13 protein-coding genes are annotated in these 14015 nt (G+C 65.1%); 9 read left to right on the top strand and 4 right to left on the bottom strand.

The genetic code is table 11. The features are described 5' to 3' along the window. Positions 1–16: 16 nt before the first annotated feature. Together BJA_RS02340 and BJA_RS02335 are read left to right on the top strand one after the other, a co-directional pair. A complete protein-coding gene (locus BJA_RS02340) occupies positions 17–793 on the top strand; it encodes a DUF1223 domain-containing protein (RefSeq protein WP_011083296.1) in 777 nt (258 codons plus the stop codon). Between the two features lie 748 nt (positions 794–1541). Further along, on the top strand, positions 1542–1913 hold the full coding sequence (locus BJA_RS02335; protein ID WP_011083295.1) for a DUF2794 domain-containing protein: 372 nt from the start codon (positions 1542–1544) through the stop codon (positions 1911–1913). A gap of 119 nt (positions 1914–2032) precedes the next feature. On the opposite strand, the gene BJA_RS02330 is transcribed toward BJA_RS02335, so the two are convergent. From BJA_RS02330 to BJA_RS02315, 4 genes are all read right to left on the bottom strand, one after another. Beyond that, positions 2033–2563, bottom strand: a complete 531-nt coding sequence (locus BJA_RS02330; protein WP_011083294.1) for a GNAT family N-acetyltransferase — start codon at positions 2561–2563, stop codon at positions 2033–2035. A gap of 228 nt (positions 2564–2791) precedes the next feature. Next, a complete protein-coding gene (locus BJA_RS02325; RefSeq protein ID WP_028174871.1) occupies positions 2792–3583 on the bottom strand; it encodes a Bax inhibitor-1/YccA family protein in 792 nt (263 codons plus the stop codon). Positions 3584–3852: 269 nt separating this feature from the next. Then, positions 3853–6423: an ABC transporter permease gene (locus BJA_RS02320; protein ID WP_011083292.1), complete on the bottom strand. Its 2571-nt coding sequence runs from the start codon at positions 6421–6423 to the stop codon at positions 3853–3855. Next, a complete protein-coding gene (locus BJA_RS02315) occupies positions 6420–7142 on the bottom strand; it encodes an ABC transporter ATP-binding protein (protein ID WP_011083291.1) in 723 nt (240 codons plus the stop codon). Before BJA_RS02315 ends, BJA_RS02320 begins: the two co-directional genes overlap by 4 nt. A 55-nt stretch (positions 7143–7197) precedes the next feature. Here BJA_RS02315 and BJA_RS02310 point away from each other — a divergent pair, with 55 nt between their 5' ends. From BJA_RS02310 to sucD, 7 genes are all read left to right on the top strand, one after another. Continuing rightward, positions 7198–7842, top strand: a complete 645-nt coding sequence (locus BJA_RS02310; protein ID WP_038965065.1) for an arylesterase — start codon at positions 7198–7200, stop codon at positions 7840–7842. A 174-nt stretch (positions 7843–8016) separates the two neighbouring features. After that, on the top strand, positions 8017–8553 hold the full coding sequence (gene thpR / locus BJA_RS02305; RefSeq protein ID WP_011083289.1) for an RNA 2',3'-cyclic phosphodiesterase: 537 nt from the start codon (positions 8017–8019) through the stop codon (positions 8551–8553). Between the two features lie 102 nt (positions 8554–8655). After that, on the top strand, positions 8656–9840 hold the full coding sequence (gene zapE / locus BJA_RS02300; protein ID WP_011083288.1) for a cell division protein ZapE: 1185 nt from the start codon (positions 8656–8658) through the stop codon (positions 9838–9840). A 262-nt stretch (positions 9841–10102) separates the two neighbouring features. Then, positions 10103–11071 (top strand): malate dehydrogenase, encoded by a 969-nt coding sequence (gene mdh / locus BJA_RS02295; RefSeq protein ID WP_008145224.1) that lies wholly within the window; start codon positions 10103–10105, stop codon positions 11069–11071. Between the two features lie 224 nt (positions 11072–11295). Next, positions 11296–12492 (top strand): ADP-forming succinate--CoA ligase subunit beta, encoded by a 1197-nt coding sequence (sucC, locus tag BJA_RS02290; RefSeq protein ID WP_011083287.1) that lies wholly within the window; start codon positions 11296–11298, stop codon positions 12490–12492. 4 nt (positions 12493–12496) lie between these two features. Continuing rightward, on the top strand, positions 12497–12976 hold the full coding sequence (locus tag BJA_RS02285) for a DUF1579 domain-containing protein (RefSeq protein WP_011083286.1): 480 nt from the start codon (positions 12497–12499) through the stop codon (positions 12974–12976). 34 nt (positions 12977–13010) lie between these two features. Continuing rightward, positions 13011–13895, top strand: coding sequence for a succinate--CoA ligase subunit alpha (gene sucD / locus BJA_RS02280; protein WP_011083285.1), 885 nt, complete (start codon positions 13011–13013; stop codon positions 13893–13895). The last annotated feature ends 120 nt before the right edge of the window (positions 13896–14015 follow it).

Genomic DNA, 14015 nt, shown 5'->3' with positions numbered 1-14015 from the left:
GTGTGCGGCGTTCGACATGACAGCAATGACGGCTTCTCATCTGATTTCACGTTGGTCCGGTGCCTTCTGGTCGGGAGCACTCGGCATCTGTGCGATCGTCGCCGTCATCCGTCCCGCTGAGGCTGATCCCCGCGCCGTGGTTGAGCTCTTCACCTCGCAGGGCTGCTCCTCCTGCCCGCCCGCCGACAAGATCATCGGCGATCTCTCCAGCGATCCCTCGATCATCGCGCTGAGCATGCCGATCGATTATTGGGATTATCTCGGCTGGAAGGACACGCTGGCGGATTCGCGCTTCTCGGCGCGGCAGCGCGCTTATTCGCGCATGCGCGGCGACCGCGAGGTCTACACCCCGCAGGTCGTGGTGAACGGCTCGACGCATGTCGTCGGCAGTGATCGTGCCGGCATCGAGAGTGCGATCGGCAAGACCGACAAAGGCATGGGCGTGATGAGCGTGCCGGTGACGATGTCGCTCTCGGGCAAGCAGATCAACGTGTCGGTGGCCGCGAGCAAGGAGCCGGCGATCTCGCACGGCGAAGTCTGGATCTGCTCGATTGCGAAGTCAGTGCCGATCGCGATCGCCAAAGGCGAAAATCGCGGACAGCAGATCACCTATCACAACGTGGTGCGCAACCTGCTCAAGGTCGGCGACTGGAACGGTCGTCCGGAAAGCTGGACGGTGCCGATCGAGAACCTCACGCGCGACGGCGTCGATGGCGCGGTGGTCTATGTCCAGGACGGCAGCCGCGAGAAACCCGGCCCGATGCTGGGCGCGGCATACACGTCGCTGCACTGACGCGCACGCTTCGCATTCTTCCTGATGCGCGGTCTGGCTCTATCTCCTCATGGTGAGGAGCGCGCCCCTTGCGCGCGCGGCGGACGATGCTGCGCATCGCCGCGAGAACCATGAAAGGCCCCGCTGATGCCGCTCGGGCCTCGATCCTTCGGGACGCCGCGCGAAGGATGAGGGGAGAGAGCGTACGCAAGATCGTGTCGGAAAAATCTTGTCCCTCGTCATTCCGGGGCGCGCCTCTTTGGCGCGAGCCCGGAATCCATTTCTCAACTGGGAACCTTGGATTGATGGATTCCGGGCCCGCGCTTCGCGCGTCCCGGAATGACAGCGGGGGAAGAAACATCCCGACACAAACAAAAAAGGACCAACTCGCGTTGGCCCTCCTTGTCGCGCGTACAGACCCGATCCCGTCGACCCCGGGGGGCTGGGGGCTGAGGAATCCGGAACCGAAAGGACCGGGTCAACGCACACAGCTCTTTTCGCAGTGCAGGGCGGCAGGCGCTGGGCGGAAAAGCGGCGATACTATGATTCCTGCTAACGATCCCGTGACGGTTCGTCGCGACAGAGTTCCACCGTTGCGTGTGTTCCGATTCGCCCCCGGTTCAATGGGTTGCACCGAGAGCTCTTCAAACAGCCCTCGAGAGCCCCTTGCGGAGGGGAACGGTTGGCGCAATCATGCGATTGTCATGATCCGCGGTTCCGGGGACGGTTTTCGCGGACGCGATCATGCCGTGCGATCAGGAGGCGCTCCATGAGTCTGACGTCGGAGGATGCCGATCCGAGCGAGCAGCGCGCGGCGGCGCGTCCCCCCGCTGCGAATGCGCAGCCGAACCAGGTGACCTTCAACCGGCTCGAGCTGCGCCGAATTCTCAATCTCTACGGCCGCATGGTCGCCGACGGCGAGTGGCGCGACTATGCCATCGACTTCCTGAAGGACCGTGCGGTGTTCTCGGTCTATCGCCGCGCCTCGGAAGTGCCGATCTATCGCATCGAGAAGGACCCGCGCCTCGCGCGCAAGCAGGGCATGTACAGCGTGATCTCGGCGACCGGCCTGATCCTGCGCCGCGGCCACGAGCTCGAGCGCGTGCTGCTGGTGATCGATCGCAAGCTGGCCGTGGTGTAGCAAACTCCTCTCGTCATTCCGGGATGCGCCGACAGGCCCGGAATCCATAACCCCGGCCTGTGGTTATGGATTCCGGGCTCGCGACTTCGTCGCGCCCCGGAATGACGATGAAGAAACGCTTACTTCCCCGGCACCGTGCTGGCGCCCTCGCCGAGCTCGCGCTGCATCATCACCGTGTCGAGCCAGCGGCCGAATTTCAGCCCGACATTGGGATGCGTGCCGATCATCCTGAAGCCGCCCTTGGTGTGCACGCCGATCGAGCCGGCATTGGCGGAATCGCCGATCACCGCGATCATCTGGCGGAAGCCGCGCGCCTCGCACTCGGCGATCAGCCGCTCCAGCAGCAACGAGCCGACGCCGCGGCGGTGGAAGGAGGGGTCGAGATAGATCGAGTTCTCGACCGTGAAGCGATAGGCCGGCCGCGGCCGGTAGACGCCGGCATAGGCGTAGCCGGCAACGCGGCCGTCGAGGATGGCGACGAAATAGGGATAGCCGCCGTCGACCAGCGCGCGGTAGCGCCGCGTCATCTCGGCAAGATCCGGCGGCTCCAGCTCGAACGTCGCCGTGCCCACGCGGACAGCCTGCTGGTAGATGGCGGTGATGGCGGGGAGGTCGGCCTCAAGGGTGGGCCTGATTTCAGGTGCGGACATGGGGAAAGATTAGAGCCTTCCCGCGGCGGCCGGAAGAGGCAACATCGTTTCCATATACTCCGTCATTGCGAGGAGCCCTTGCGGCGAAGCAATCCAGAAATGCATCCGCGGAGGCACTCTGGATTGCTTCGCTGCGCTCGCAATGACGGTGTTCGTGGAGGCACCCGGCCCTAACAAAAAACCCCGGCCTTGCGGCCGGGGCTCATGTCGTTCTCTCTGGTCGATCGCTTAATCGCGCTGGCCGAGGAGCTGCAGGAGCAGCGTGAACAGGTTGATGAAGTTCAGGTACAGCGACAGCGCGCCGGTGATGGCCGCACGCTCTGCGATGTCACCGCCGGCCGCAGCGTAGCCGTAGATGTAGTCGTTCTTCAGCCGCTGGGTATCCCAGGCGGTGAGGCCCGCGAACACCAGCACGCCGACCACGGACACGATGAACTGCAGCATCGAGCTCGCCAGGAACAGGTTCACCAAGCTCGCGATGATGATGCCGATCAGGCCCATGAACAGGAACGAGCCCATCCCGGTCAGGTCACGCTTGGTGGTGTAGCCGTAGAGGCTGAGCGCACCGAAGGTCGCCGCGGTGATGAAGAACACCCGCACGATCGAGGTGTGCGTGAACACCAGGAAGATCGACGACAGCGAGATGCCCATCAGCGCCGAGAACACCCAGAACAGGATCTGGGCGGTCGAGGGCGCCAGACGGTTGATGCCAGCGGAGATCACGAACACCATGGCGAGCGGCGCGAGCATGAACAGCCACTTCAGGGGGCTGACGAACATCGCATAGCCGAACGGCGTCAGGAACAGCTTGCCGACGCGGACGGCTTCCGGGGTCGGAACGTCGGTCACGGCGGCCATGTAGACGCCGAGTGCGGCAAGGCCCGTGATGGCGAGGCCAATGCTCATGTAGTTGTATATGCGCAGCATGTAGGCGCGCAGGCCGGCATCGACCGTCGCGGCGTCAACACGCCCGGCGGCCCTGCCGAAAGGAGAAGCGTAGTTACGGTCTAGGTCCGACATGGTCGAATTCCCGTTGGTTGGCCGGTCCGGCATGAGGGTCGCCATGCCGCCGGTTCGTCAAACTCTATCTCGGATACCGATGTCTGCCGACTAAATTTTGGCTAACAATCGGGGGTCCGAACCCATTGGATATGTGGGAAACTAACACATTCGCTGCAACCGTCCACGCGCGGCCGAATGTCGCCCTCGCCGGCAATCCTGGCGAGCGGACGTGGTTAATCGCAAGAATCGTGCGTTTCCGCACCCGCGCGGCGGCCCGCTACCTTTTGTCACAAATTCCGCAACACCGTGGCGGGCTTTTTGTTCAACGCCAGGAGCGTGCCGGCGAGCCCTAGCCCGACGGTGACGACCAGGGCGGCCACGACCACGCCGGCCGCGCTGCCGGCCTGCCAGACGAAGCTGAGCGTCATCAGCCGCGTCACGATCATCCAGGCGGCGATGCTGCCGGCGATCACGCCGAAGACCGCGGTGGCGAGCCCGATCAGGAGGTATTCGAGCGCATAGGCGCCGAGCAGCCGCAGCCGCGTCGCGCCCAGCGTCTTCAGGATCACCGCATCGTAGACCCGGTGGCGATGGCCGGCCGCGAGCGCCCCGCCCAGCACCAGGATCGCCGAGATCAGGGTCACGGCGCTCGCGCCGCGGATCGCCAGCGCAAGATTGGTCACGACCGAGCCGACCGTCTCCATCACCTCGCGCACGCGCACGCTCGTCACCATCGGGTAGGTGTCGGCCACCTGCTTGATGATCCTGCCGTCGCCTTCGGCATTGCTGCCGGCTTCCGTCAGCGTCGCGATATGGGTATGCGGCGCGCCCTTGAAGGCGTTCGGCGAGAACACCAGGACGAAATTGATGCCGAGCCCCTGCCAGTCGATGTTGCGCAGATTGCTGATCTTCGCCGGGATGTCGCGGCCGAGCACGTTGACCACGACCTCGTCGCCGAGCTTGAGGCCGAGCCCGTCGGCGATCTTCTTCTCCATCGAGACCAGCGGCGGGCCGGAATAGTCGGCGCTCCACCACTCGCCCTCGACCACCTTGGAGCCCTTCGGCAGCTCGCCGGTATAGGTGAGGCCGCGGTCGCTTTGCAGCACCCACTCGGAATCGGTCGTCGGCTTGAGCTCTTCGGCGCGGACGCCGCGTGCGGCGACGATGCGCCCGCGCAGCATCGGCACGTCCTCGACCTTGGCGCCGGGCGCGATCTGGCGCAGATAGCCGTCGAACTGCGCCGCCTGCGTGCTCGGAATGTCGATGAAGAAGAACGACGGCGCCTGGTCCGGCAGGGCCGCGAGGAACTGCCGGCGCAGATTGCCGTCGATCTGGGTGATGGTGACGAGCACGGCGAGCCCGAGGCCGAGCGACAGCACGACCGAGGGCGTCAGCGCGCCCGGCCGGTGGATGTTGGCGATCGCGAGCCGCAGCATCGGCAGCCGCGTCCGCGGCATCCGCCGCGCGATCGTCATCAGCAGGGCGGCGATGCCGCGCAGCAACGCGAACACGACGACCGAGGAGGCCACGAACACCGCCGCGATGCGCTTGTCGAAGGACAGGCCGATCACGACCGCGACGAGCAGGGCGATCACGACGCCCATGAACACGAGATAGCTCCAGCGCGGCCGGTGCCATTCGGAGCTGATGGTGTCGCGGAACAGTGCGGCGACCGGCACGTCGTGCACCCGTCCGAGCGGCCACAGGCCGAAGGCGAGCGCGGTCAAAAGGCCGTAGACGAAGGACAGCGCGAGCTCGTCGGCATGCACGGCCGGCACCACCGGCAGCGGCAGCAACTTGCCGAACAGACCGACGATGGCGAAGGGCATGGCGGCGCCGAGCGCGAGCCCGATCACGGACCCGATCGCGGCCAGCAGGATGACCTGGGCGAGATAGATGCCGAACACGTCGCGGCCCGTGGCGCCGACGGCCTTGAAGGCCGCGATCACCTCGAGCTTCCGGTCGATATGGCTCTTCACCGCGTTGGCGACGCCGACGCCGCCGACCAGCAGCGCGGCGAGGCCGACCAGCGTCAGGAACTGCGTGAAGCGGCTGATGTTGCGCTCGAGCTGCGGCGAGGCGTTGGAGCGGCTGCGGACTTCCCAGCCGGCCTGCGGCGCGGCGTTGCGCGCATCGGCGATGAAGGCGTCGGTCGCGCGCTCGTTGTTGGCGGTATCGGGCAGCTTCACCCGGTAGACCCAGCGCACCAGGCTGCCGGGCTGGATCAGGCCGGTGGCCCGCAGGCCCGCCTCGCTGATCAGGAAGCGCGGGCCGAAGCCGATGCCGCCGGCGAGCTTGTCGGGCTCGGCTTCGACCGTGCTGCGGATCTGGAAGGTGGCCGAGCCGATGGTGACGCGGTCGCCGGTCTTGAGCGAGAGCCGCGCCAGCAGCGTCGGATCGGCAGCCGCGCCGAACGCGCCGTCTCGCTCCGCAAGGATGTCGGACATCGCTAGCTGTGGCGCCAGCGTCAATTGGCCGAGCATCGGATAGGTGTCGTCGACCGCCTTCATCTCGACCAGCGCGAGCTGGCCGTCGGCCGAGCGCGCCATGCCGCGCAGGGTCGCGGCGGTCGAGACGGTGCCGCGCGAACGCAGGAAGGCGACTTCCTCGGGCTTGGCCTCGCGCTGGAACAGCACGAAGGAGACGTCGCCGCCGAGCAGCGTGCGGCCTTCGCGGGCGAGGCCGTCGGAGAGGCTCGCGGACACCGAGCCGACGCCGGCAATCGCCATCACGCCGAGCGCGATGCAGGCGATGAAGACGTAGAAGCCGCGCAGGCCTCCGCGCAATTCGCGTAAGGCGTAGCGCAGCGACAACGCGGCGGCGTTGGGCCGCACGAACGGTTCGGCCGCGGCGCTCATGCCGGCGCAGACTGCGTGTCGATGCGCCCGGAGCGCAGGCGGATGACGCGATCGCAGCGATGCGCGAGCGAGGAATCGTGCGTGACCAGCACCAGGGTCATGCCGCGCTCGGCATGCTTGGTGAAGAGCAGGTCGACGATCTGTTTTCCCGTCGCCTCGTCGAGATTGCCGGTCGGCTCGTCGGCGACGAGGATCGCGGGATCGGGCGCCAGCGCGCGCGCGAGCGCGACGCGCTGCTGCTCGCCGCCGGAAAGCTGCGTCGGATAATGATGCAGGCGGTCGCCGAGCCCGACCGATTGCAGCTCCTGCGCCGCGCGTTTCGCGGCGTCGGGATTGCCGGCAAGCTCGAGCGGCACGGCGACGTTCTCCAGCGCCGTCATGGTCGGGATCAGATGGAAGGACTGGAAGACGATGCCGACCTGGCGGCCGCGGAAGCGGGCGAGCGCGTCCTCGTCGAGGGCATTGAAAGGCGTGCCGTTCACCACCACCTCTCCGCTATCAGGACGCTCCAGCCCCGCCATCACCATCAGTAGCGTCGATTTGCCCGAGCCTGACGGGCCGATCAGGCCAATCGTCTCGCCCGAGGCGACCCGCAAGCTGATATCCTTGAGGATGTGAACGCGTGCCGCGCCCGTACCCAATGAGAGATTGACGTTGGAGATGGCGATGGTGTCCGGCGTGGTGCCGGCGAGCGAAGAGGATTCGATGCGAGTGTCCATGGTCCGGTCATATGGCAACTCCGATAGCGCGGTCGAGAGGCGTTACGGATTGTTCATGCACATAGCCGTGTTGATGCTCGCCGTGATGACAATTGCGACAAATGCGTCGGCACAGGCCCAGCCGGCCGCCCAACCGATCAAGCTGGTGGTCCTCGGCGATTCCTTGAGCGCCGGCCTCGGCCTCCCGGCACAGGAGGCATTCCCCACGAAACTTCAAAAAGCCTTGCAGACCAAAGGCATAGAGGTCGGCATGACCAATGCCGGGGTGTCCGGCGACACCGCCTCCGGCGGCCGCGACCGGCTCGACTGGTCGGTGCCCGAGGGAACCGAGGGGGTGATCGTCGAGCTCGGCGCCAACGACGCGCTGCGCGGCATCGATCCCGGCCTGACGCGCGCCGCGCTGACCGACATCGTCCAGCGGCTGAAGGCACGCGGGATTCCAGTCATGCTGTGCGGCATGCTGGCGCCGCCGAATTACGGTGCCGACTACGCCGCGCGCTTCAATTCGATTTATCCGGATCTTGCGAAACAATTCGACGTGCCGCTCTATCCGTTCTTTCTCGACGGCGTTGCGGCCGACGCCAAGCTCAACCAGGCCGACGGCATCCACCCGACCGCGGCGGGCGTCGACATCATCGTCGGCAACATGATGCCCACGGTGGAGGCATTCCTGCGCAACATAAGCGAGCAACGCCGTTGAAAAGCAGGCAACGCTAACCCTAATTCCCAGGGTTTTCCCGGGGTGGCCCGCGCGATGCTTCGCAGAGTCACACAACTGCGATAGGAATCAGGGTACCGGTGATTCGTCGCCGGCTCTAATTTGGATAAGGTCCTGCTTCAAGGGACCGTACCCAAGCATCGGGAGTGCGAAACGATGCCGCGTTTGTTCACTGGTCTGGAAATCCCGGCCGAGATCGGCCAGACGCTTTCCAACTTGAGGGGCGGCCTTCCCGGCGCCCGCTGGATCGATCCCGAAAATTATCACGTCACCTTGCGCTTCATCGGCGATATCGACGGCGTCTCCGCCAACGAGATCGCCTCGATGCTGTTTCGCGTCAACCGCAAACCGTTCGAGGTGAAGGTGCAGGGGCTGACGAGCTTCGGCGGCCGCAAGCCGCGCGCGGTGGTCGCCACCATCGCGCCGAGCAAGCCGCTGATCGAATTGCAGGCCGAGCTCGAGCGGATGATGCAGCGGATCGGCCTTAATCCGGAGGGACGCAAGTTCATCCCGCACGTCACGCTGGCGCGACTGCACGACGCCACCGACCGTGACGTCGCCGACTATCTGTCGCTGCGCGGCTACTTCCCGAGCAAGGCGTTCATGGCCGAACGTTTTGTCTTGTTCTCGTCCCGTGCATCGACCGGCGGCGGACCGTATGTGGTCGAGGACGCCTACGAGCTGTGTGAGTAGGTCTTTACCTCTCCCCGCCTGCGGGGAGAGGGAGGATATTCGCATACCCCTGACACCAATTCACGGCTTGCAATTTCCGTCCGTCTCTGGCGGTAAAGAGCCATGCTCTCGACCCCCAGTTCCCAATTCCGCGAGGCCTATCAGGCCCAGATCGCCGACGGCGCGATCGAGCCCGATGCCGCGCAGGCCGAAGTCGCCGAAGCCTATGCGGCGCTCGACCAGCGGCTCGGCAGCTACAAGCCGCAGCGCAAGCAGGGCCTGCTCAGCCGTCTGTTCAGCAGCGACAAGGACGAGGCGCCGCACGGGCTCTACATCCATGGCGAGGTCGGCCGCGGCAAGACCATGCTGATGGACCTGTTCTTCCAGCACTCCTCGGTCGAGCACAAGCACCGCGCGCATTTCCACGAGTTCATGGCCGATGTGCACGAACGCATCTACGACTATCGCCAGAGCATCGCGCGCGGCGAGATCGCCGACGGCGACGTCATCGCGCTGACCGCGAACGCGATCTTCGAGGAGAGCTGGCTGCTCTGCTTCGACGAATTCCACGTCACCGACATCGCGGACGCGATGATCCTCGGCCGCCTGTTCGCAAAGCTGTTCGAGCTCGGCACCGTGGTGGTCGCAACCTCCAACGTCGCGCCCGAGGATCTCTACAAGGGCGGCCTCAACCGTTCGCTGTTCCTGCCCTTCATCAAGCAGATCACCGACCACATGGACGTGGCGCGGCTCGATGCGCGCACCGACTTCCGGCTGGAGAAGCTTCAGGGCGTGCCGATGTGGCTGACGCCGGCCGATGGCGATGCGGACGCAGTCCTCGACCGCGCCTGGTCGCGGATGAGCGGCAGCGCCAAATGCAAGTCGCGCGATATTTCGATCAAGGGCCGCATCCTGCACGTGCCGTGCTCGGCCCATGGCGTGGCGCGGTTCTCGTTCACCGATCTCTGCGAGAAGCCGCTCGGCGCATCGGATTACCTCAGGCTCGCGCACGACTATCACACCATCCTGGTCGACCATATTCCAGTGATGGACTTCTCCCAGCGCAACGCCGCCAAGCGCTTCATCACGCTGATCGATACGCTCTATGACAATGCCGTGAAGCTGATGGCCTCGGCCGACGCCAACCCGATCTCGCTGTACCTCGCCGACGAGGGCAACGAGGCCAACGAGTTCAAGCGGACCGCCTCGCGGCTGATCGAAATGAGCTCGGAATCCTATCTGGCGCTGCCTCACGGCCGCAAGGATTCCACCGCGAGCGGCTCCACCAAGGGCCTGGTGGAGACTTAAGTCCTATTTCACCATTTTCTCCGCCGTCATTCCCGGGCGCGACAAAGTCGCGAGCCCGGAATCCATCGCGCCACTAACTCTGCAGCCCGATGGATTCCGGGCCTGCGCCTGTCGGCGCATCCCGGAATGACGGACGGGGGTATGCTGGCTGCGATCTCGGCAAGCCCGACAATTGGGCATCCACCGACTTGAACGGGCGAAGCGAAAGGGATAACCACCCTGTCAGTTTTCCCCTCCTTACGTGTCTAAAGGACAGGTTCACATGGCGCGCGACAAGATTGCTTTGATTGGCTCCGGTCAGATCGGCGGAACGCTGGCTCACCTCATCGGCCTGAAAGAACTGGGCGACGTCGTGATGTTCGACATCGCCGAGGGCGTGCCGCAGGGCAAGGCGCTCGACATTGCGCAGTCCTCGCCGGTCGACGGCTTCGACGCCCACTACACCGGCGCGAACTCCTACGAGGCGCTCGACAACGCCAAGGTCTGCATCGTCACCGCCGGCGTGCCGCGCAAGCCCGGCATGAGCCGCGACGATCTCCTCTCCATCAACCTCAAGGTCATGGAGCAGGTCGGCGCCGGCATCAAGAAGTATGCCCCCGACGCCTTCGTCATCTGCATCACCAACCCGCTCGACGCCATGGTGTGGGCGCTCCAGAAGGCCTCGGGCCTGCCGCACAAGAAGGTCGTCGGCATGGCCGGCGTGCTGGACTCGGCGCGCTTCCGCTACTTCCTGGCCGACGAATTCAACGTCTCCGTTGAAGACGTCACCGCCTTCGTGCTCGGCGGCCACGGCGACACCATGGTGCCGCTGGTGAAGTACTCCACCGTCGCCGGCATCCCGCTGCCCGACCTCGTCAAGATGGGCTGGACCTCGCAGGCGCGCCTCGACGAGATCGTCGACCGCACCCGCAACGGCGGCGCTGAGATCGTCAACCTGCTCAAGACCGGCTCGGCCTTCTACGCCCCGGCCGCTTCCGCGATCGCGATGGCCGAGAGCTATCTGCGTGACAAGAAGCGCGTGCTGCCCAGCGCCGCCTACCTCAACGGCGAATACGGCGTGAAGGACATGTATGTCGGCGTGCCCGTCGTGATCGGCTCCAAGGGTGTCGAGCGCGTCGTCGAGATCGAGCTCGCCGGCAAGGACCGCGAGGCCTTCGACAAGTCGGTCGGCGCGGTGCAGGGCTTGGTCGACGCCTGCAAGAAGATTGCCCCCGATCTTCTCGGCCGCTAAGGCGCAAACAAATCCCGCCGAAGATCGGAAAACCGGTCTTCGGCGGTTTCACTTCTGGGGCCCGGCTGCAACTCTTGTTGAAGGCCTGGCGGGTTCCGGCGCAGCAGTCCAAAGATCTCGATGTCAAAGAATCCGGGTTGCAGTTCCTGTGGTATATGGTATGCCAGCCACAAGACTGAGGTGGGCCTACGAGGTCACCGCCCGCGGATTCAGGGAGCGACCATATGAATATCCATGAATATCAGGCCAAAGCGCTGCTGGGCGAGTTCGGCGTTCCAATCTCCAAGGGCGTGCCGGTCCTTAAAGCCGCAGACGCGGAGGCCGCCGCCAAGGCGCTGCCCGGTCCGGTCTATGTGGTGAAGAGCCAGATCCATGCCGGTGGCCGCGGCAAGGGCAAGTTCAAGGAAGCCTCCGCCGGCGACAAGGGCGGTGTCCGCATCGCCAAGTCGGCCGCCGAGGTCTCCGAATTCGCCAAGCAGATGCTCGGCGCGACGCTCGTGACGATCCAGACCGGCCCTGCCGGCAAGCAGGTCAACCGCCTCTACATCGAGGACGGCTCCGACATCGACAAGGAGTTCTATCTCTCGCTGCTGGTCGACCGCGAGACCTCGCGCGTCTCGTTCGTCGTGTCGACCGAAGGCGGCGTCAACATCGAGGACGTCGCGCACAACACGCCTGAGAAGATCGTCACCTTCTCGGTCGATCCCGCGACCGGCATCATGGGCCATCACGGCCGCACCGTCGCCAACGCGCTGAAGCTCTCGGGCGATCTCGCCAAGCAGGCCGAGAAGCTCACCGCGCAGCTCTACGCGGCCTTCGTCGCCAAGGACATGTCGATGCTGGAGATCAACCCGCTGGTCGTGACCAAGCAGGGCCAGCTCCGCGTGCTCGACGCCAAGGTGTCGTTCGACGACAACGCGCTGTTCCGTCATCCCGAGGTGCTCGCGCTGCGCGACGAGACAGAGGAAGACGCCAAGGAAATCGAGGCGTCCAAGTACGACCTCAACTACGTCACCCTCGACGGCAACATCGGCTGCATGGTCAACGGCGCCGGTCTCGCCATGGCGACGATGGACATCATCAAGCTCTACGGCATGGCGCCGGCGAACTTCCTCGACGTCGGCGGCAGCGCCAGCAAGGAGAAGGTCGCGGCCGCGTTCAAGATCATCACCGCCGATCCCAACGTGAAAGGCATCCTGGTCAACATCTTCGGCGGCATCATGAAGTGCGACGTGATCGCCGAGGGCGTCACGGCCGCCGTGCGCGAGGTCGGCCTTAGCGTGCCGCTGGTGGTTCGCCTCGAAGGCACCAATGTCGAGCTCGGCAAGAAGATCATCCTTGAATCCGGTCTGAACGTGGTGCCGGCCGACAATCTCGACGACGCCGCGCAGAAGATCGTGAAGGCCGTCAAGGGAGGCTAACGCCATGGCCCAGGACCATCTCGCCGCATCATCTCCGCTTGCAGAGCACGCGCGTCTCGCCGCGTTCGCCGGCGAATGGGATGGCGAAGAGGTGGTCTTCCCGTCGCGCTGGACGGCGGGCGGGCCGGCCACCTCGCACACCGTCGCGCGCATGGATCTCAACGGGTTCTACCTGATCCAGGACTCGGTCCAGATGCGCGACGGCAAGCAGATCTTCGCCACCCACGGCATCTTCACCTTCGATCGCGAGGACCGGACCTACAAATTGTTCTGGTACGACTCGCTCGGCTACACGCCGCCTTCGCCCGCCTCCGGCGGGTGGGTCGGCAAGACCCTGACGCTGGTGCGCGGCTCGCTCCGCGGCAATGCGCGCCACGTCTACGAGATCATCGACGACAATTCCTACTCGTTGAAGATCCAGTTCTCGCCGGACGCGGAAGGCTGGGCTGACGTGCTCACCGGCGTCTACCGCCGCATCCACTGACCTCTCACTCGTTAGTTTCGCGAAAGCAGACCTCATGTCCATCCTGATCGACAAGAACACCAAGGTCATCTGCCAGGGCTTCACCGGCAAGAACGGCACCTTCCATTCGGAGGCCGCGATTGCCTACGGCACCAAGATGGTCGGCGGCACTTCGCCGGGCAAAGGCGGTTCGACGCATCTGGGCCTGCCGGTGTTCGACACCGTGCGCGACGCGCGTGAGAAGACCGGCGCGGACGCGTCGGTGATCTACGTGCCGCCGCCGGGCGCGGCCGATGCGATCTGCGAAGCCATCGACGCCGAGATCCCGCTGATCGTCTGCATCACCGAAGGCATTCCGGTCATCGACATGGTCCGCGTGAAGCGCTCGCTGGCCGGTTCCAAGTCCCGCCTGATCGGGCCGAACTGCCCGGGCGTCATGACCGCCGGCGAATGCAAGATCGGCATCATGCCGGCCAACATCTTCAAGACCGGCAGCGTCGGCATCGTCTCCCGCTCCGGCACGCTGACCTATGAAGCCGTGTTCCAGACCTCGCAGGAAGGCCTCGGCCAGACCACCGCGGTCGGCATCGGCGGCGACCCGGTCAAGGGAACCGAGTTCATCGACGTGCTGGAAATGCTGCTCGCCGACCCCAAGACGGAATCGATCATCATGATCGGCGAGATCGGCGGTTCCGCCGAGGAGGACGCCGCCCAGTTCCTCAAGGACGAGGCCAAGCGCGGCCGCAAGAAGCCGATGGTCGGCTTCATCGCCGGCGTCACCGCCCCTCCCGGCCGCCGCATGGGTCATGCCGGCGCGATCATTTCGGGCGGCAAGGGCGACGCCGGTTCCAAGACCGACGCGATGAAATCGGCTGGGATTACAGTGTCGCCGTCGCCCGCCCGCCTCGGGCACACGCTTGCCGAAAAGTTGAAAGGCTAATTCACTTCTTCGTACTTTTCCGGGCGAAGTTTCGCAGCAAATAGGGTAAATGGTGCCAATCGCGCTGGGCCTCTGCCGGGGAGCCCAGCGCCAGCGCCGTTTGTTATGCGCGAACCGAAA

Source organism: Bradyrhizobium diazoefficiens USDA 110, from assembly GCF_000011365.1.
In the GTDB taxonomy this organism is placed as follows: domain Bacteria; phylum Pseudomonadota; class Alphaproteobacteria; order Rhizobiales; family Xanthobacteraceae; genus Bradyrhizobium; species Bradyrhizobium diazoefficiens.
Note: the sequence above shows the minus strand (reverse complement) of the source record. Positions and strands in the feature narration are given on the sequence as shown.